Source organism: Stenotrophomonas sp. YJH_SMC_17 (assembly GCF_059371655.1).
Map to the genome: position 1 here is coordinate 293,593 of NZ_JCAFUU010000004.1, position 19,042 is coordinate 312,634.

Below are 19,042 nucleotides of genomic sequence, written 5' to 3' on the forward strand. Positions count from 1 at the left end.
CTGTAGTGGCGCCGCAGTGCAATCACGTGCTGCTGCTTGCCGCCAGCAGGCACAGGCTGCGCGGCTGCAGCGTCCAGGCGCCTTCCCCATCCGGTTCCAGCGACGTTTCCTCTGTCTGCAGGAGTACGCGGCGGAACGACAACGCTTCATCCGATGCGCAGAACCGCTGCGGCTGGTCCCCGGCGTTCAACAGCAGGGCCAGGCTGACATGCCGCCCGGGCTCGCGCAGGCCGCTGTCCGGACTGCGACCGTCCAGCACGATCAGCAGCGCACGCAGTGCCGGGTCATGCCAGTCCGCCTCTTCCATGCTGCGGCCGTCAGGATGCCGCCAGTCGATATCGCGCAGGCCCAGCGCTTCATCGTATTCACCGCGCAGGAACCGGTTCCGGCGCAGCAGGCCATAACGACGGCGCAGCGACAGCGCCCGCCGCACGAACGCCACCTGCGCCTGGGCTGCCGGCTGCGCCGCACGCTCCCAGTCGATCCAGCTCAGTGGATTGTCCTGGCAGTAGGCGTTGTTGTTGCCCTGCTGCGAATGGCCGAACTCATCCCCGGCGAGCAGCATCGGGGTGCCCTGCGCCAGCAGCAGCGTGGCCAGCAGGTTGCGCATCTGCCGCGCACGGATGGAGAGAATCTCCGGATCATCGGTCTCACCCTCCACGCCATGGTTGCTGGAAAGGTTGTGGGAATGGCCATCACGGTTGTCCTCGCCGTTGGCCTCGTTGTGGCGATCGTTGTAGCTGACCAGATCGTGCAGGGTGAATCCATCATGCGCCGTCACCAGATTGATGCTGGCCGACGGCCGCCTGCCGTGGTGTTCGAACAGGTCGGCCGAGCCGGTGAAGCGCGTGGCAAACTCCGCCAGCTGGCCGCCATCGCCGCGCCACAGCGCGCGCACCGTATCGCGGAAGCGGTCATTCCATTCGGCCCAGCCCGGCGGAAACTGGCCCAGCTGATAGCCGCCCGGGCCGATGTCCCAGGGCTCGGCAATCAGCTTCACCTGGCTCAGGATCGGGTCCTGGCGTACCGCATCGAGGAAGCTGCCCGAAGCGTCGAAGCCATGCCGTTCGCGGCCGAGGATGGTTGCCAGGTCGAAGCGGAACCCATCCACCCGCATCTCGGTCACCCAGTAGCGCAGAGAGTCCATGACCATGCGCAGCGCACCGGCATTGGTCAGGTCGAACGTGTTTCCGGTGCCAGTATCGTTGATGTAGTAGCGGCGATCATCGGCCAGGCGGTAGTAGCTGGCGTTGTCGATGCCCTTGAAGGACAGCGTAGGGCCCAGCTCGTTGCCTTCGGCCGTGTGGTTGTAGACCACGTCCAGGATGACCTCGATGCCCGCGTTGTGCAGGCGCGCGACCATCTGCTTGAACTCGGCCACGGTGCCCAGCGACAGATAGCGTGCCTGCGGCGCGAAGAAGCCGATGGTGTTGTATCCCCAGTAGTTGCGCAGCCCGCGCTCGAGCAGCTGCTGGTCATCCACGTAGGCATGCACTGGCAGCAGCTCGATGGCGGTCACCCCCAGCTGGCTGAGGTGATCGACCACTGCGTCATGACGCAGGGCAGAGAAGGTACCGCGCTCGGCCTGCGGGACGTCGGGATGCTGCATGGTCAGTCCGCGCACGTGGGCTTCGTAGATCACGGTCCGGTCCCAGGGCGTGGCAGGTGCACGCTCGACACCCCAGCTGAAGGCCGGGTCGATCACGGCGCAGCGCGGCATGTAGGCGGCGCTGTCGCGACGGTCGAAGCTGAGGTCACCATCGCGGTGGCCCAGGGTGTAGCCGAACAGGTGTGGGGCCCACTTCAGTTCGCCGACAATCTGCTTGGCGTAGGGGTCCAGCAGCAACTTGTTGGGATTGAAGCGATGGCCTTCCTCCGGAGCATAGGGACCATGCACTCGGTAGCCATAGCGCTGGCCGGGCCGCACGTCCGGCAGGTAGCCGTGCCAGATCTCGTTGGTGTACTCGGGCAGCGCGATACGCTCGACTTCACGGTTGCGCGCGTCGAACAGGCAGAGTTCCACCCGGGTAGCATGCCGCGAGTACAGCGCGAAGTTCACGCCCAACCCGTCCCAGGTCGCCCCCAGCGGGAATGGCCGGCCTTCGCGCACCCGTGAGGTCTGCGTCCACTTACGGCTCGCCATCGGTGCCCTCCTCCCCGCGCGCAGCAGCAATCTCGGCTTCCACCAGGCGCTCGGCCATGTGCCAATGCCGCTGCTGCTGGTCGTCCGGCCGCCCTTCCGCTTCCCATATCTGATGGGCCAATGCCTCAATCCTCTGCCGTCGTTCCCTGCTGTCCATTCCTGTCCGTCTCCTCGTTGATCCATACCGCCAACGGGCTGCCAGCCAGAAGCCGTGCCGCGTCCTCGGTTGCCTTGAATTGTTCGATGCGCCCGTCCAGCAGGTTGCGCATGGGTCCTGTCGGCAGCCCGTGCAGCGTCACCCCAGCGCCGACGTCGTATGCTGCGCGCAGGCCGGGCCCAGGCACGGCGGTGGGCGAGCCACGCCGCACGATCACCAGCAGCACCTGCGCCTGATGCCTGCGCGCGAATGCCAGCCAGGGCGAACGCGCCGGTGCAGACAGCGGCTGCAGTTGGCCGTGCAGGAACAGCTGCGGGTGCCTGCGGCGGCACTCCAGCAAGCGCCTGAGCAGAAATGCCTTGATGCCACCGTCCCGCCAGTCCTCCAGCAGGGCGGGCCAACCGCGCGTATCGCGCAGCCACGCCTGCCGCACTGGATAGTCCACGGCACGCCGGTTGTCCGGGTCCACCAGGCTCAGGTCCCAGCCTTCTCCGCCCTGGTAGAGGTCGGGCACGCCGGGCAGGCAGTGCTGCAGGCACAGCTGTGCCAGGCCGTTGCAGGCGCCCGCCGGCGCAATGCGCGCCACGAACGTCGCCAGCGCCTCCCGCACCGGCTGCAATGGCGCTCCATCCAGCAGCGCGTGCAGCCACTGCGCGGCGGCCTCCTCCACCGCCACGTCAGGATCGGACCAGCTGCTGACCCGTTTGCCCTCGCGCAACGCCTTGGTCAGCCATTGCACCATCCTCGATGCGAAGTCGGCGTCCGGGTTACCGTGCATCGGCCACGCGGCCACGAGCGCCTGCCATAGCGCATAGGCCTCGGCACCCGGCAACGGCATCGGCGCGCCAGCGCGGGTCGACATCCGGCTCCAGCGCCGCACCGCGTCCCGCCACTCGACCGTGCAGGTGCTGAGAACCGCAAGACGCGCCCGGCTGTCGGCTCCGCGCTTGTGATCGTGGGTTGCCAGCGCAAGCAATGCCCGCGGATGGCGCTGCAGGCGTCCCACTGCGTGTTCCAGCAGCTCGCGCCCCTCCATGCCCAGCCGCTGCGGATCACTTCCGACTTCGTTGCGCGACAGCAGCCTGAAGTAACGATAGAAGCCTGTGTCTTCCACCGACTTGGCATTCAACGGCGCGGCCAATTGCCCGAATCTCACCCGCAGCGCGCGCTCGGCCTCCGCCTCGCCGGGAAGTGCCCGCAGCAGCAGATCCAGTGCCGCGCGTGCCGTGCCGTCCAGTGCCTCGCGTGCTGCCACGGCAGCGTCCACCAAGGCCTTCCGTTCACCCGCATCCTGCAGCGAATAGGGGCGGTAGGTACGGTAGTGCCGCAGCAGCGCGGCCAATGCACGGGCCAGCGCAGCGGCTCCGATATCGGCCTCGGCCAGTCGGGGCTGCAGGACCCGCTGCGCGCTGCGCAATAGTCGCTGGAAGTCGGCGTGAAGCGATGTGCGCAGCAGCATGCCGCGGGCATCCTGCTGCACCTTGTCAAAAGCGCGCGCGTCGCCACTCGCCGCTTGCCAGGCGCGGGAGAGCGCGGGCGCAGCCGACGGATCATGCAGCCACGCGCCAACCTGGTCCATGAAGTCATAGCCCGTCGTGCCGTCGCAGACCCAGCCATCGGGCAGCTGTTCGTCCTCCGCCAGTATCTTCTCCACATGCAGGCTGACGGCCTGCGGGTCACGACCGCCGGCCGCGCAGGCCGCGTCGAGCGACGCCCGCAGGTGTTGCAGATAGGCACCGGGTGACGACAGGCCATCCACGTGGTCGATGCGCAGGCCGTCCACCCATCCCTCGCGTACCAGCCGCAGCGGCAGCGCATGCACTGCCTCGAACACATCCTCGCGCTCCACCCGCAGCGCGGCCAGTTCGTTGATATCGAAAAAGCGCCGGTAGTTCACCTGATCGCCCGCCGTGCGCCACCAGGCCAGCCGGTAGTGCTGTCGCTGCAGCAGCGTGTGCAACCGTTCGACGCTGCGGTTGCAGCGTTCCGCCCATGCCGGCCACTGCGCGGGTGCCAGCGGATGGCCGCGCGGAGACAGCGGCAATGCCAGCCCGTGATGACGCAGCGTCGGCCGCTCATCATCCACTGCCACGCGCAACACGCCATCACGCACGGCGTCGTGCAACGGCCGGTCCAGTACAGGCAGCCAGAGCCGGCCCTCGCAGCCCGGCGCCTCCCACTCGATGTCAAACCATGCTGCGTGCGGGCTTCGAGGCCCGTGCATCAGCACGTCGTTCCACCAGGGCGTCCGCGGGGATGCCGCAAGATGGTTGGGTACGATATCCAGGATCAGTCCCAGGCCATGCGCGCGCGCCGCAGTCGCCAGTCGCTGGAGGGCTTCTTCGCCGCCCAGTTCCGGGTTGATGCGGGCCGGGTGGATGCCATCATAGCCATGCGTGGACCCGGGCATCGCAGCGCTGATCGGCGAAAGGTAAAGGTGGCTGACGCCCAGCACGGCGTAGTACGGCAGCTGGGCAGCGGCAGCCTCGAAGTTGAAGCCTGCATGCAGCTGCAGGCGTGCGGTGGCACGCAACCGGGTCATCGTCCCGCCTTGCGTCGCGTGGCGCTGAATCGGGCAATACGCGCGTCGGCCGCGTCCGTATCCCACGCAAGCGGCAAGCGTCGGCGCCAGTTCGGGTGACCGTTGACGGTACCCGGCAGGTTCACCTGCGCGCGGCTGCCCAGCGCATCTTCCAGCGGCAGCAGCGCCAACCGTGAAGGTGCGTGCGCCACCAGTGACAGCGCACGCGCTTCCAGCGTCGCGCCCTCGCCCCGGGCGACTGCGGCCAGCGCCTGTACCTCGCTGGCACGCGCGTGCAGCGCCGCGGGAAGCCCCGTCAGCTCACCCAGGCGTGCACGCCAGCGCAGGTCGCGCCCGCGCAGCCAGCCGGCCAGCGGCGGCAGATCATGGGTGGAGGGCATGGCCACCGCATCGCGGCGCCACCGTGGCGCCGGCAGGAAGCGCTCACCGCTGCGGGCGAACGGGAGCACCTCAAGCCCCAGCACGCCACGGGCTGCCAGTCGCTGGCGGATACCCGGAGGAACCACGCCCAGGTCTTCGCCAATCAGCACGCAGCGATGGCGCCACGATTCCAGCACCAGCAGGTTGATCAGATCATCGAACGGATAGCGCAGGTACACCCCCTCCCCTGCGCCCGCGCCACGAGGCAGCACCCACAGCCGCTGCAGGCCCAGGATGTGGTCGATGCGCAATCCGCCGCGACCCGCCATCACGGCGCGCAACACGCGGATGAACGGTTCAAACCCCTCGCGCAGCAACGCAGAGGGTGACCAGCTGGTGATCCCCCAGGCCTGGCCCAGCGGATTGAACGCATCCGGCGGCGCGCCCAGCTCGAGGCCCTGCAGCAGGCGATCGCCGCCGGTCCGGGCCTCGACGCCCTGCGGTGCGCAACCCACTGCCAGATCCGCGATCAGTCCGATCGACGCGCCGTCGTCGCGCAGTCCCGCCTGCACCTGCGTCCAGCCTTGCCGCGCCAACCACTGGGCAAACGCATGGTCGTCGGCGCTTCCAGTGAATCGGTCGGCGGCGTGCTGGCAATACTGCAGCAGGGGTCCGCCCTGCGCATCGCACCACGTCTGCATCTGTTCGTACTGTGCCGGCGCCTGCTGCCGCAGCCATTGGCGCACTTGGCGCAGCCAGCGCCACTTCACCGCCGCCGAGTGCGGCCAGTCGATGCGGCGTGCTGCGGTAGCCGCTTCAACGGCCATCGCCAGTGCTTCGTCCTCGCGCAACACGCTGCTGGCGACCTCCGGCAAAACCTGCGGCAGCGACACCTGCAGCGGGTCGAGCCAGCGGCGGTCGCTGGGCGAGTACGGACTGTAGCCCGGGCGCGGTGGCAGGCCGGCGTGCAGCGGACTCAACGCCAGTGCATCGCCGCCGTAACGGTGCAGCAGCTCGCGCCACCGCGCACAGCCGGCGCTGTCACCGATGCCGGCATCACCGGGCGCGCGCAGGCTGTAGACCTGCGCCGACAGACCCCAACCGCGCAGCATGCCCTGCGGCCACCAGGCACGCTGCGGTGCCACCGCAACCGCCTGTTGCTGACCGCCCTGCCGCCACTGCCAGTAGCCTGGCTGATCCGGAACCCGCCAGCGCCCTTGCGCGTCCTCACGTGCAGGCAACGCTGAGCCCTGCTCATCCACCCAGCACGCCGCGCCCGTTGCCTCAGGCATGGCCAGGAGCTGACCACAGCAGGCAGTGAGCAACGGGCGGGACACCGGCGTACCGTCGCACGCGAGCTCCGACAGCACGGCGCGCAGCACGTCGGGCGCAACCTCGCGCTCTGCTCCGGCCACGTCGCTCCAGCGGACCAGCAGGCCCGCACGGCGAGCCACCTCCCGCAGGGCCGCATCCGTATTCATGCGGCGATCCAGCGCGCAAGCGCACCGCCGCCCGACCGCAGCATCGCGGCCGCATCCGGCCCCACGACGCACTCGCCGGCAGGCATCGCGTGGGCCACCGGCGACGGACCCACATTGATCGCGATCCACCACTGGCCCGTTGGCAACTGCCAGCCCGCCTGCACCGCGCCCTGGCCCAGCACGCGCGCGCCCAGCGACCGCGCCTGCAGCAGGCCGGGCTGCAGATAGCGCCTGCGCAGGGCGAGGAACTCACCCGTGCAGCGAAGCCAGTGCTGCGACCAGGGATCATCGCCGGGTGGCAGCGTGTACGAGGCCTGCAGGGTCGCCGGGTCGTTCGGGTCCGGAATGCGCGCGCGCGAGGCGGGATCGGCAAAGGCGCTGAAACCCGCGAATTCGCGGCGACGTCCCTCGCGCACGGCCTCGTCCAGCGGTGGCGCGTAGTCGGTGAAGAACAGGAATGGCGATTGCGCCTGCCACGGTTCGCCCATGAACATCAGGGGGACCATCGGCGTCAGCAGGGTCAGGGCCAGCGCCGCGCGCAGCGGCGCAGGATCGGTCAGCATCGACAGGCGCTCACCGAAGGCGCGGTTGCCCACCTGGTCGTGGTTCTGCGCGAATACCACAAAACGCGCGGGCGACAGGTCGACGCTGGGCTCGCCACGGGGATGGCCGTGCAGGTCCGGCTCGCCCTGCCAGGCGAATCCTTCGGACAGGCAGCGCGCCAGGAGTGTTTCGCCGCGCCCGGCATAGGCCGCGTAATAACCTTCCTGCTCGCCGGTCAGCATCACATGCAGCGCGTTGTGGAAGTCGTCGTTCCACTGCCCCTGATAGGCGCCCCGCAGCCAACGCGCCTGGTTGCGTTCGTTCTCCAGAACCAGGTGCGCCCGCGGCACCGCAGCGCGTACCTCATCGGCCAGCTGCTGCAGGAATCGGTCATCGTCAATGGCGTGCACCGCATCCAGGCGCAGGCCGTCGAAGCCGTAATCGCGCAACCACATCAACGCATTGTCGACGAAGAAGCGCCGCACCCATGGCTGGCGGAAGTCGATGGCCTCGCCCCAAGGGGTGGTGCGGTCGTCACGAAAGAACCCCCGTGCATAGTCGCGCAGACGGTTCCCCTGCGGCCCGAAGTGGTTGTAGACCACATCCAGCAGCACCGAGAGCCCTGCATCGTGCGCCGCGTCGACAAAGGCCTTCAGCGCGGACGGACCGCCATAGGCCTGCGCGGGTGCATACGCGAACACGCCGTCGTAGCCCCAGTTGCGGCCACCGGGAAACTGCGCGACCGGCATCAGTTCAATGGCGGTGATGCCCAGGGCCGCCAGCATCGGCAGCTGCGCGGTCAACGCCGCGAAGCCGCCGCCGGCCTCGATGTGCACTTCATAGATCACCAGGTCCTGCCAGGCATGCCCCTGCCACGTGGGCTGTGCTCCATCCGTGCCAAGCACGACCGCGCTGTCACCATCGACGCCGTCCGGTTGCGAGCGCGAGGCCGGGTCGGGCACGTCCTGGCCGGACGGCAGGCGGAACCGGTAGCGGTCACCATGCGACGCCTGTGTCCGCAGCCAATGGCAGCCGTCCGGGTCGCGGTGCATCGGCCGCAGCACGCCCTCCAGGCGCAGCGCCATGGTGTCTGCGTCCGGTGCCCACACACGGAACTCGACACCTTCACCGTCCACCGGCCAAGCGCCCAGGCGCGGAGCCACTGTGGTCATGCGTCAACCTGCAGATACAGCGTGGACAGCGGCGGCAGGGTCAGCCGCAGCGACTGGGCGTGACCATGCATCGGCCTCGGCTCGGCATGCACTGCACCGAGGTTTCCCGCATTGCCGCCACCGTAGTAACCGCTGTCGGTGTTGAGCCGTTCGATCCAACACCCCGGTTGCGGCACGCCGACCCGGTAGCCGTCGCGACGCACCGGAGTGAAGTTGCTCACCACCAGAAGGGTGCGGCCGCTACCGGCAGGATCCCGGCGGATGAACGCGTAGACGCTGTTGCGGCTGTCGTCGGCCACGCTCCAGTCGAAACCGCGTTCGTCGCGTTCGTCGCGATGCAACGCAGGTTCGGAACGCAGCACGGCATTGAGGTCGCCCACCAGGCGTGACAGGCCCTGGCCCTCACTGCTGGCCGCCCGTACCCAGTCCAGTGCCGCATCGTGCGACCACTCCTGTGCCTGGCCGAACTCGCCGCCCATGAACAGCAGTTTGCTGCCCGGGTGCGCCCACATGAAACCGTAGTACGCACGGAGCTGGGCCAGCCGCTGCGCCGGCTCGCCCGCCATCTTGGCCAGCAGCGCTCCCTTGCCGTGCACCACCTCGTCATGCGAAAGCGGAAGCACGAACCGTTCGGAGAAGGCGTAGACCAGGCCGAAGCTGATCTCACTATGGTGATGCTGGCGATGGACCGGATCGCGCCCCAGGTACTGCAGGGTGTCGTGCATCCAGCCCATGTTCCATTTGTGGGTGAAACCAAGCCCGCCCTGCTCCACCGGCGCGGTCACCCCCGGCCATGCAGTGGATTCCTCGGCGATCACCAGCACGTCCGGGAAGCGCTCCCTCAGCGTCTGGTTCATCCGCCGTAGAAAAGCGACCGCCTGCAGGTTCTCGCGCCCACCCTGCTCGTTGGGTATCCACTGGCCCTCGGCACGGCTGTAATCCCGGTACAGCATCGACGCCACGGCATCCACGCGCAGACCGTCGATGTGGAACCGCTCCACCCACTCCAACGCACTGCCGATCAGGTAGGCGGCCACTTCGTTGCGGCCATAGTTGTAGATCAGCGTGTCCCAGTCGGCATGCACCCCTTCGCGCGGGTCGGCATGCTCGTACAGCGCGGTGCCATCGAACCCGGCCAGGCCATGCGCATCATTCGGGAAGTGCGCGCTCACCCAGTCCACGATCACCCCCACGCCGGCCTGATGACAGCGGTCCACGAAGCGTGCGAAGGCCTGTGGCGTGCCATGGCGCGCCGTCGGCGCGTAGATCCCGAGTGGCTGATAGCCCCAGGAACCACCAAAGGGATGCTCGCTGACCGGCAGCAGCTCGATGTGGGTGAAGCCAAGCCCTACCACGTACGGAATCAACCGGTCGGCCAAGGTATCCCAGTCCAGCGGCGAACCATCGTCGCTACGCTGCCAAGAGCCCGCATGCACTTCGTAGATGGACAGCGGCGTGCAGGTTCCCGCCTGCCGCCGGGCCGCCAGCCATGCATCATCGTGCCACTGCATCGGCTCGGCCAGGGGCACCCGCGAGGCGGTGGCCGGTGGCCGCTCGGCCCAGCGCGCCATCGGGTCGAACTTGTCGGGCATCACCCGGCCGTCGGCGCCGACAATGCGGAACTTGTAATGGGCACCGGCCTGCACGCCAGGCAGGAACAGCTCCCACACCCCGGCGGTGTGGCGCAGCCGCATCGGATGGCGCCGGCCATCCCACCCGTTGAAATCGCCGACCACGGCAACCCTCCGTGCGTTGGGGGCCCACACCGCGAAGCGCACCCCGTCGATCCCCTGTACCTGCATCGCTACTGCGCCCAACTGCCGCGCTGCATCAGCATCACCGGCATGGAAATGCTCCAGCAGCGCCTCATCCAGCAGCGGACCGAAGGAATAGGCATCGTGCACCTGCTCCACACCCTGCTCGAAATGCAGGGCGAGCAGCGGTACGGGCGCTTCACCTGCTGCACCTTCGAACAGGCCGGGCAAGGGGCCCGGTTGCAGGTCCCAGCGCCGATCCGGGCCCGCAATCACCTCCACGCGACGCGCGTGGGGCACCAGAACGCGCAGCTGGCGCTGGCCATCGGGCTGTTGGTGCGGCCCGAGCCAGGCAAACGCATCGGCCGGCCGCGCATGGACCAGGTCCTCCAGCGCCGACGCGATGCGCTGATCCAATCCCGTCTCCGGGATCGTTTCATCCTCCAGGGCGGCCAGATGCAGGCTGTCGTGACTCATGCGGCCACCTGGCAGGTCTGCTGGTACAGGGCCAGATAAGCGCGCCCCGCCGCATCCCAACCGCCCGGCCGCAGCATGGCCGCGCGGCGCATGGCCTGCAGCAGGCCGGGCAGGCGGAAGGTGCGCATCGCCCGTTCCACGCAGCGGCGCAGGCCATCGGCATTGGCGCCGTGGAACAGGAATCCGGTCACGCCATCCTCGACGGTATCGACCAGCCCGCCGGTCGCGTGCGCGATGGGCAGGCAGCCGAAGCGCTGCGCGTACATCTGGCTCAACCCACAGGGTTCGAAACGCGAAGGCATCAGCAGGAAATCGGCGCCAGCAAACATCTGGCGGGCCAGCGCCTCTTCGAAGCCGATGAATGCGCCCACCCGTCCGGGGTAGCGCCGGGCCAGCGCCTGCACCTGCGCTTCCACCTGCGGCTCGCCGCCACCGATGATGACCAGCTGGCCGCCGGCCGCCACGATCTGTGGCGCCACGTCGCATGTGATGTCCAGGCCTTTCTGGTGCACCAGGCGGGAGACCACCGCGAACAGCGGGCCGGTCGACGGCGCCAGACCGAACGCCTTGCGCACCGCATGCGCATTGGTGGCGCGCCCGGTCCACTCACCAATGCCGAAGTGGGCCTTGAGATGGATATCGCGGCGCGGGTCCCAGCTGGCGTCGATGCCGTTGACGATGCCACTCAGGTGTCCGCCGGCCGCGCGACGCGCCAACAGATCATGCAGCCCGCAGCCGTCATCCGGGGCGGTGATCTGCTGCGCGTAGCGCAGGCTGACCGTGTTCAGGCGCGTGGCGTTGGTGATCCCGCCCTGCAGGAACGACATCTGCCCGTGGAAGTGCAGTTCATCCAGGTGTTCGGCCGGTACGCCCAGCACAGGTGCAAGCGCGTACGGAAACAACCCCTGGTACGCCAGGTTGTGGATGGTCAGCAGGGTCGGCACGGTGGTCCGGTCCCAACGCACGTAGGCGGCCGCCATGGCCACAGGCCAATCATTCAGGTGCAGAAGCTGCGGCGACCAGTCCAGCCCGGCACGCCCGGCCGCAATCTCCGCCGCTGCGTGTGAGAGCGTGGCGAAGCGAACCGCATTGTCCTTCCACTCCTGGCCCTGCCCATCGACGTAAGGCGAACCTTCGCGCTCGTACAGCTCTGGCGAGAGCAGCACGTAGATCGGTAGGCCGTCTGCCTGCACTGCCATGCCGATCCCGCACGCAGGCAGGCCCGCTCTCGCGCTGACCTGTCCCACCCGCCGCAGCTGTGGCAGGCGCTGCAGTACTTCCGGGTAGCCGGGCAGCAGCACGCGCGAATCACAGGCGCCGCGCACCGCACGCGGCAGGGCTGCGGCCACGTCGCCCAGGCCTCCGGCCTTGATGAAGTCGGCCATCTCGGTCGCGACGAACAACACACGCTGTACCAGTTCCGGCAGCTGCAGTGGTTGCGAGTGGCCACGGCGGGTGCCGATCGGCACGGGCGTGACCGGAGAGATCGCAACGGGTGAAGCGGACTGGGCGGCGCGGGCCATGGGGATGATCTCGGATGCTTCAGGCAGACAGACGCCAGCGGCGCCCGGACGGGCGCTGATGCTGGGAAGGAAGTCGACGCAGGACGTGGGGGACGTCAGCGAGAGGCTCAGGACGACAATAGCCCTGCATGCGATCAATCAACCGTGAAGCCATGGCGATTTCTTTGTGACAAGGCGTCATGAGCTCAGTACACATGACAGGCGCCCGCCTCCTGGCCGTGTCTCCTGCCATGGGGCCGAGCCCATGCCCGGCTGCCGGCAATCCCGCGTGCAACGTGAGCCGAACTGGGTTGATTTCTCAAGAGACTCACCCTGCGACACCCGGTCGCAGGCCAGCGCGCCACCCGCTTGACCATTGTCAAACCGCCCGCTGCCGTGCGGGCGTATCTCTATGCAGGACCCGAACACGCCGGCGCTACCGGCATCCACAAGGACCCTGCGATGAGCTACACCCCCGACAACACCCAGCTGCTGAACGCCATGCAGAACGTCATGGTGATCTCCACCACCGACCTGCAGGGCAACATCACCTACGCCAACGACCTGTTCTGCGCGCTCACCGGCTTCGCCCGCGAAGAGCTGATCGGCCAGCCGCACAGCATCGTGCGCCACCCGGATGTGCCCAAGGCGGTCTACAAGGACATGTGGGACACCATCAAGGCCGGCAAGACCTGGACCGGCATCGTGCCCAACCTCGGCAAGGGCGGTGTGCTCTATGTGGTCGATACCACCGTGCAGCCGCTGTTCGACGCCGACGGCAACATCACCTCGTACATCAGCATCCGCCGCGTGGTGAACGACCTGATGCAGAACTACGACCTGGTCGAGTTCAGCAAGGAAAAGTTCGACGACTTCTACGAGGCCGCGTGAACGCCCTCCCGACCAGTACGCCCGTCAGCCGCCTGCTGGTGGGCTTCGCGTCCGAGTCGGGCAATGCCCGCGCCCTGGCCCAGCGACTGGGCGCGGACCTGCAGCCGCACGGGCCGCAGGTGCTCCCGTTCAACGACATCGACGTGGCCAGTCTCGGCCAAGGCGATGTGCTGCTGGCGATTTCCAGCTCGTTCGGCGATGGCGAACCGCCGGCCAACGGCGAGCGGTTCTTCGAAACACTGCGCCAGACCCCGACGCTGAGCGGCCTGCGCTATGCGGTGTTCGGCCTTGGTGACACCGGCTACCCCAGCTTCTGCGGCTTCACCAAGGCGCTGGATGCTGCGCTGAGCGAGCGCCAGGCGCAGCCACTGCTGCATCGGGTGGACGCCGACCTGGGCTACGAGCAGTTCTTCCAGCAATGGCAGCCGGTGCTCGGCCAGGTGCTGGATGGCGACCTCAACGCTGGCCAAGACCTGCGCCTGCAGGTCACCGCCTATGGCGAAGACAATGCCTTTGCCGCCCCCATTCTCGAACGTCGCCGCTTGAACAGCAGCGACCCGGCCGCCTGGCATCTGCAGTTGGACATTGCCGGCAGTGGCATGGCCTACCGCGCGGGCGACACCCTGCACGTAGTACCCGAGAACGACCCTGCCCTGCTGCAGGCATTGACCACCTGGTACGGCGACACGGCCGCCGTGGCCGCCCTGCACGACCGCGAGCTGCGCCTGCTGAGCAAGGGCGTGCTTCGCGAACTGGCCAGGCTCGGTGGCAGCGAGCTGCTGAAGGGCCTGCTGAAGGTCAGCCAGAAGCGCGAGCTGGAAGCCTACCTGCACGGCCTGGACCTGCTGGACGTGCTGCAGGACCACGCCACGCCGGACAGCGTGCCGCTGGCCCGACTGCGTGAACTGCTGTCACCGCGGCTGCCGCGCGCCTATTCCATCGCCTCGCACCCGCGCGACGACCAGCTGAGCCTGTGCGTGCGCGAAGTGCGCTACAGCCTGCGCGGCCGCGAGCGCTTCGGTACTGCCACCGGCAGCCTGCTGCATGGCGGCGACCGTGCCCGTGTGTACTGCCGCTCCAACCCCGGCTTCCACCTGCCCGATACCGGCGAGGCACCGCTGCTGCTGGTCGGCACCGGTACCGGCATTGCACCGTTGATGGGCCTGATGCAGGAACTGCAGGCCACCGGCTGCGAACGCGAAGTGCACCTGGTGTTCGGCGAGAAGCACCGCCAGCACGACTACCTCTACCGCGAACAACTGCAGGACTGGCACACGCGTGGCGTGCTGGCCGGCCTGCATACCGCGTTCTCGCGCGATGGTGTCGAAAAGGTCTATGTGCAGCACGTGCTGCAGCAGCGCGCCAGCGAGATGCGTGATGTGCTGGCCCGTGGCGGGCACCTTTACCTGTGCGGCAACAAGCGCCACCTGGAAAGCGCGGTGCGCCAGGCCATCGATGCCATCGGCGGCAAAGGCCACTGGGACACGCTACGGGGTGAAGGCCGCATCCACTGCGAGCTGTATTGATCCACTGATCCTGTAGAGCCGAGCCCACGCTCCGCTCCCGTTGGCGGCAACGCGAAAGCAGCCGGGTATGGACTCGGCTCTACAACCGCAGCTCAACCACCGACAATGCGGCCGTCCACCACGCGCGCCACCTGCTGGCCGAACATCGCCACGTCCTGGGGGTCGTGGCTGATCAACAGCAGCGGAATGCCGGTCTTGTCCAGCACCGCCTCCAGCTCCTGGCGAAGGTGCTGGCGCAGGTCGTGGTCCAGCGCGGAGAACGGTTCATCCAGCAGCAGCGCCTGTGGCTGCGTTACCAGCGCACGGGCCAACGCCGTGCGCTGGCGCTGGCCACCGGAGACCTGTGAAGGCAGCAGATCGCCCACTGTGTCAATGCGGAATGCGTGCAGCCACTGCTCCACCGCGTCGAAGCGTTGCCCGGGACGCGGATTGAGCAAGCCCTTGTGCAATCCAAATGCCACGTTCTGGCGCACGCTCAGGTGCGGGAACAACGCGTAGTCCTGGAACACATAGCCCAGCCGCCGACGCTGCGGCGGCAGGTTCACGCCGGTGGCCGCATCGAACAGGGTCTGCCCCTGCAGCCGAACATACCCTTGGCCAGGCCGCAGCAACCCGGCCACCGCCTTCAGGGTCAGGCTCTTGCCGGCACCGGAGGGACCGAACAGCACCACCTGCTGCTGCGTGCACTGCAGCGATACGTCCAACACGAAATCCTGGCCGGCTGCCTGCAGGCGGCGCTGCACCTGCAGGTCAAGCCACATCGCGCAGCTCCCGGCGACGTCCGCCCACCAGCCGCGCAGCCAGCAACAGGATCACGATGCAGACCACCGAGGTGAGGATCACCAGCGCATTGGCCTTGCCATCCTGACCGGCCTGCACCGCCTCGTAGATGGCGATCGACAGCGTCTGCGTTCGACCCGGAATGCTGCCGGCCACCATCAGCGTCGCGCCGAATTCGCCCATCGCGCGCGCAAACGCCAGCAGCAGGCCGGCAAGAATGCCACGCCACGCCAGCGGCAGCGTGACGCGGAAGAACACGGCTGCTTCGGACACGCCAAGCGTGCGCGCGGCCTGCTCCAGCTGCCCGTCCACATTCTCGAACGCGGCGCGTGCCGGCTTGAACACCAACGGAAACGAGGCCACCGCCGCCGCGATCACTGCAGCCTGCCAGGTGAACACCAGGTTGATGCCGAACCACGATTGCAACCATGCCCCGACCGGGCCATTGCGGCCGATCAGTACCAGCAGGTAGTAACCCAGCACCGTCGGCGGCAGCACCATCGGCAGGGTCAGCAGCGAATCGAGCAGCTCGCGGCCGGGAAAGCGGCGACGCGCCAGCAACGCGCCCAATGCTACGCCCAGCACGAGGTTGATCGCGGTGGCCCAGCCGGCCACCTTCAGCGACAACCCCAGCGCGCTCCAGTCCAGATCCATGCCTCAGGGCGTGCCGAACCCGTGTTTGGCCAGGATCGCCTGGCCCTGTGCCGAGCGCACGAAGGCAGTGAAGCGCTTGGCCTCCGCCTGCTGTGGGCTGGCCTTGATCACGGCCAGCGGATAGGCAATGCGCCCAGACACCGGGACCGCAAAGGCGCGACGCACCCGGTCAGGCATCGCCTGCGCATCGGTGGCATAGACGAAGCCGGCATCCACTTCACCGCGCGCCACGTAGTCCAGCGACTGGCGAACATTCTGCGTGGTGATGGCCTTGCTCTGCACCGACGGCCACAGGCCCGCCGCTTCCAGTGCACCTTTGGCATAGCGGCCCACCGGTACGCTGTCCGGGGTGCCCAGTGCGATGCGCTGCACGCCAGCACCGGCCAGCTCCTTCAAGGTGCGCGGCGCGGCCTTGGCGTGCGGCGGCACCACCACCCACAGCGCGTTCACCGCGAACACCTCGCGGGTACCCGCCGCCAGCAGATCCTGCTGCTGGGCCTGGTCCATCGTGGTTTCGTCGGCCGATGCGAATACGTCCACCGGCGCACCACGGCTGATCTGCTGCAGCAGCACACCAGAGGCGGCGAAGTTGAAATCAACCCTGGCGCCCGGGTGTGCCTTCTCATAGGCGGTGCCCAGTTCGCGGAAGCTCTCGGTCAGGCTCGATGCCGCCGACACCGTCAGCTCGGCCGCCCAGGCTGGCACCGTGGCCAGCAGTCCCAGCAACAACAGCCCCGCTCGCATCATGGGTCGGCCCCTCGCTTGCCTGATCAGTCCAGTCCGGATTCCCGGGCCACGGCCATCGCCGCCAGCCGCTCGGGTTGCAGCAACAGCATCTCACGTTGATTGACCGCAATCACACCCTCGTCGCTCAACCGGCGCAGCACCCGGCTCACCGTTTCCGGGGCCATCCGCAGGTAGTTGGCGATCTCGGTACGGGCCATGCTCAGGTTGAAGCAGGTGGCCGAGAATCCGCGCCGGGCATAGCGCTCGGAAAGATCGAGCAGGAACGCCGCCATGCGTTCCTCGGTGCGATGGTTGGCCGCCAGCGTGGCGACCTTGCCGATTTCGGCACTGAGCAGGCTGAACAGCCGCGCCTGCAACCCCGGCATGCGCGTGGCCAGCAGGCTCAATCGCGGAAACGAGATCCGGCACAGGTAGACCGTATCCAGTGCCACCGCATTGCAGGGGAAGCGCGCGCCATGGATGGCGTTGAGCCCGATCACCTCGCCGGGCAGGCTGAACCCCAGTACCTGCTCGTTGCCCTGGCTGTCATCGACGAAGGTCTTTACCATGCCCGCGCGGACCGCTGCGATCGAATCGAACGGATCGCCGGCACGGAACAGGTAGTCACCGGCCTGGAACGGCCCCACGTGGTCAACCAGCACATGCAGCTCGCCCAACGCAGCCTTGTCGTAGCCCTGCGACATGCAGGCGTCCGAAAACGCACAGGTACTGCAGAAGTGCAGCGCGTCGCCGTCATCGGCCGCCGCCGGATTGGGCGTGGCCGGTCGGGACGCAGAGGGAGCGGAGGGGTTCAGGGGCATTGCAGCAACGCAGGAACGAAGGCCTCCATCATACGTCAGCGCGCCACCCGGCCCTGCGCATCATGCGGCTACTCCGGCGCAGGTTCAGCACGTCGCTGAGGGCCACGCTGCCGCATGCTGTCGCGCACGTCCACGTCGAACTGCAGCTGCAGCATGCTGTCGTCATCCAAGGCGATACCGAAGCTCAGCCCATCCCGGCAGGGCAGCCTGCCCGCCAGCGACTCAACGGCTTGGCGAGGCAGTACCAACCGGCAGAACGTCCCGCCATCGAGCAGCACCGCCTGATCGCCGGCATGCAGCGACAGCGCTACGCCCCAGCCGCCGCTGCCGCCGAAGCGGGTCAGGTTCTCGACTGACTCGCCGGCCAGCAAGCGTGCCAGATCTTCCTCATCCACGCGCAGGCGCATCGATTGCTGTTGCAGCTGGACTTTCATGCTGTGATGGATTCCCACTCTGATGGCGTATTGCAGTTGAGCAGCAACGCCTGATCCTCGGGTGCCAATGGCAACCGGGTCACGCCCAGGCGTTCCTGCAGGGCGCGCAGTGAACGTCGCGCCATCGGATCATCAATCAAGTCCCGCAGCACGCGGCGGCAATGATCATCGATCTGCAACCGCATCGGCAACGGTTCATCGTCGAATACCGTGCAGGCGCGCCCTTGATCGGCCTGCAGAAGTAGCAACAGCGCGGGCGTCATCCGCGGCGTATCGACCGGCACCACCCAAGCGGGGCCACCAGTCATCTGCATCGCCACGCTGTAGAGCCCGCCCAGCGGCCCGCAACGTGCCACGCGGTCCGGCACGCCGCCAAACGCCGGGTAGTCACCGCTCACCCACACCCGTCCGGCGCCCGCCTGCTTCAACACGCCGCGCATGTGTTCCAGCAGGGTGCGGCCCTGCCAGGGCAGCAGCGCCTTGTCGCGCCCCATCCGGCTGGACAGGCCACCGGCCAGCACGATGCCGTCGATGGTCATCGCAGTAGAGCCACGACATGCGTGGCTGTACCGACGTCAATGCGGGTGATCGTGCGCATGGTCATGGGCATCGGCGGGTTCGCTGTCCGCATGGCACAGGCTGCAACCTTCGCTCCACTGGCTGTCGCCGTCCTCGTAATGCTCCTGCTTCCAGATCGGGCACTGGTGCTTCACCACCTCGATCAACTGCCGGCAGGCGCGGAACGCCTCGTCACGGTGCGGGCTGCCCGCCGCCACCACCACCGCCACATCGCCGATGCCGAGCCGGCCCTTGGCATGGGCCACATACAGCTTCAGCTTCGGCCCGAACGTGGCTTCGACCTCTGCCGCCAGACGCTTGAATTCGTTCAGCACCAACGGCTCGAACAGGTCGTAGGTGATCCCGGTCACCGGCCGGCCCACATTGACGTCGCGCACCTTGCCGATGAACACATCGATCCCGCCGAAGCCCGGATCGGACACCGCGGCGATGCCCTCGGCCGGATCGATCGCCGCCTGCGCGCGATCCACCACCTTCGCGATGATCGTCTCGCTCATCGA

16 protein-coding genes are annotated in these 19,042 nt (G+C 67.9%); 2 read left to right on the forward strand and 14 right to left on the reverse strand.

What is annotated here, in order from left to right; all coding sequences use genetic code 11:
- Positions 1 to 22: 22 nt before the first annotated feature.
- From glgX to glgA, 7 genes are read right to left on the reverse strand one after another with little or no spacing between them, the layout of a single operon-like run.
- Positions 23 to 2,143 carry a glycogen debranching protein GlgX gene (glgX, locus tag AC5P8Z_RS14035; RefSeq protein WP_286068565.1) on the reverse strand — a complete coding sequence of 707 codons (2,121 nt, stop codon included), beginning with the start codon at positions 2,141 to 2,143 and terminating at the stop codon, positions 23 to 25.
- A complete protein-coding gene (locus AC5P8Z_RS14040; protein ID WP_080352942.1) occupies positions 2,130 to 2,300 on the reverse strand; it encodes a DUF2934 domain-containing protein in 171 nt (56 codons plus the stop codon). The genes glgX and AC5P8Z_RS14040 overlap by 14 nt, the downstream gene beginning before the upstream one ends.
- Positions 2,269 to 4,842: a malto-oligosyltrehalose synthase gene (gene treY, locus AC5P8Z_RS14045; RefSeq protein WP_495229319.1), complete on the reverse strand. Its 2,574-nt coding sequence runs from the start codon at positions 4,840 to 4,842 to the stop codon at positions 2,269 to 2,271. Before treY ends, AC5P8Z_RS14040 begins: the two co-directional genes overlap by 32 nt.
- On the reverse strand, positions 4,839 to 6,683 hold the full coding sequence (locus AC5P8Z_RS14050) for a 4-alpha-glucanotransferase (protein ID WP_495229320.1): 1,845 nt from the start codon (positions 6,681 to 6,683) through the stop codon (positions 4,839 to 4,841). Before AC5P8Z_RS14050 ends, treY begins: the two co-directional genes overlap by 4 nt.
- Entirely contained in the window at positions 6,680 to 8,398 is a 1,719-nt protein-coding gene (treZ, locus tag AC5P8Z_RS14055) for a malto-oligosyltrehalose trehalohydrolase (protein ID WP_495229321.1), read from the reverse strand. Before treZ ends, AC5P8Z_RS14050 begins: the two co-directional genes overlap by 4 nt.
- Positions 8,395 to 10,629: a 1,4-alpha-glucan branching enzyme gene (locus tag AC5P8Z_RS14060; protein ID WP_495229322.1), complete on the reverse strand. Its 2,235-nt coding sequence runs from the start codon at positions 10,627 to 10,629 to the stop codon at positions 8,395 to 8,397. Before AC5P8Z_RS14060 ends, treZ begins: the two co-directional genes overlap by 4 nt.
- The gene (gene glgA / locus AC5P8Z_RS14065; RefSeq protein ID WP_286068571.1) at positions 10,626 to 12,152 is read right to left on the reverse strand and encodes a glycogen synthase GlgA; all 1,527 of its coding nucleotides are present in this window, start codon (positions 12,150 to 12,152) and stop codon (positions 10,626 to 10,628) included. The genes AC5P8Z_RS14060 and glgA overlap by 4 nt, the downstream gene beginning before the upstream one ends.
- Positions 12,153 to 12,593: 441 nt before the next feature.
- Here glgA and AC5P8Z_RS14070 point away from each other — a divergent pair, with 441 nt between their 5' ends.
- Both AC5P8Z_RS14070 and AC5P8Z_RS14075 read left to right on the forward strand, forming a co-directional pair.
- Positions 12,594 to 13,022: a PAS domain-containing protein gene (locus tag AC5P8Z_RS14070; protein ID WP_295568893.1), complete on the forward strand. Its 429-nt coding sequence runs from the start codon at positions 12,594 to 12,596 to the stop codon at positions 13,020 to 13,022.
- Positions 13,019 to 14,548 (forward strand): diflavin oxidoreductase, encoded by a 1,530-nt coding sequence (locus AC5P8Z_RS14075; protein WP_495229323.1) that lies wholly within the window; start codon positions 13,019 to 13,021, stop codon positions 14,546 to 14,548. The genes AC5P8Z_RS14070 and AC5P8Z_RS14075 overlap by 4 nt, the downstream gene beginning before the upstream one ends.
- A gap of 92 nt (positions 14,549 to 14,640) precedes the next feature.
- Here the strand turns inward: AC5P8Z_RS14075 and AC5P8Z_RS14080 are convergent, their stop codons facing one another.
- The 7 genes from AC5P8Z_RS14080 to AC5P8Z_RS14110 form a co-directional block, all read right to left on the reverse strand.
- Complete coding sequence (locus AC5P8Z_RS14080) at positions 14,641 to 15,309, reverse strand: sulfate/molybdate ABC transporter ATP-binding protein (protein WP_286068576.1); 669 nt, start codon at positions 15,307 to 15,309, stop codon at positions 14,641 to 14,643.
- Positions 15,299 to 15,982 (reverse strand): molybdate ABC transporter permease subunit, encoded by a 684-nt coding sequence (gene modB / locus AC5P8Z_RS14085; RefSeq protein ID WP_286068577.1) that lies wholly within the window; start codon positions 15,980 to 15,982, stop codon positions 15,299 to 15,301. Before modB ends, AC5P8Z_RS14080 begins: the two co-directional genes overlap by 11 nt.
- Positions 15,983 to 15,985: 3 nt before the next feature.
- Positions 15,986 to 16,729: a molybdate ABC transporter substrate-binding protein gene (gene modA, locus AC5P8Z_RS14090; protein WP_286068578.1), complete on the reverse strand. Its 744-nt coding sequence runs from the start codon at positions 16,727 to 16,729 to the stop codon at positions 15,986 to 15,988.
- Between the two features lie 23 nt (positions 16,730 to 16,752).
- Entirely contained in the window at positions 16,753 to 17,529 is a 777-nt protein-coding gene (locus AC5P8Z_RS14095; protein WP_495229324.1) for a helix-turn-helix domain-containing protein, read from the reverse strand.
- A 68-nt stretch (positions 17,530 to 17,597) separates the two neighbouring features.
- The gene (locus tag AC5P8Z_RS14100; protein ID WP_197592920.1) at positions 17,598 to 17,963 is read right to left on the reverse strand and encodes a hypothetical protein; all 366 of its coding nucleotides are present in this window, start codon (positions 17,961 to 17,963) and stop codon (positions 17,598 to 17,600) included.
- The gene (mobA, locus tag AC5P8Z_RS14105; protein WP_286068583.1) at positions 17,960 to 18,502 is read right to left on the reverse strand and encodes a molybdenum cofactor guanylyltransferase; all 543 of its coding nucleotides are present in this window, start codon (positions 18,500 to 18,502) and stop codon (positions 17,960 to 17,962) included. The genes AC5P8Z_RS14100 and mobA overlap by 4 nt, the downstream gene beginning before the upstream one ends.
- Before the next feature lie 36 nt (positions 18,503 to 18,538).
- Positions 18,539 to 19,039 (reverse strand): molybdenum cofactor biosynthesis protein MoaE, encoded by a 501-nt coding sequence (locus tag AC5P8Z_RS14110; RefSeq protein ID WP_495229325.1) that lies wholly within the window; start codon positions 19,037 to 19,039, stop codon positions 18,539 to 18,541.
- Positions 19,040 to 19,042: the final 3 nt, after the last annotated feature.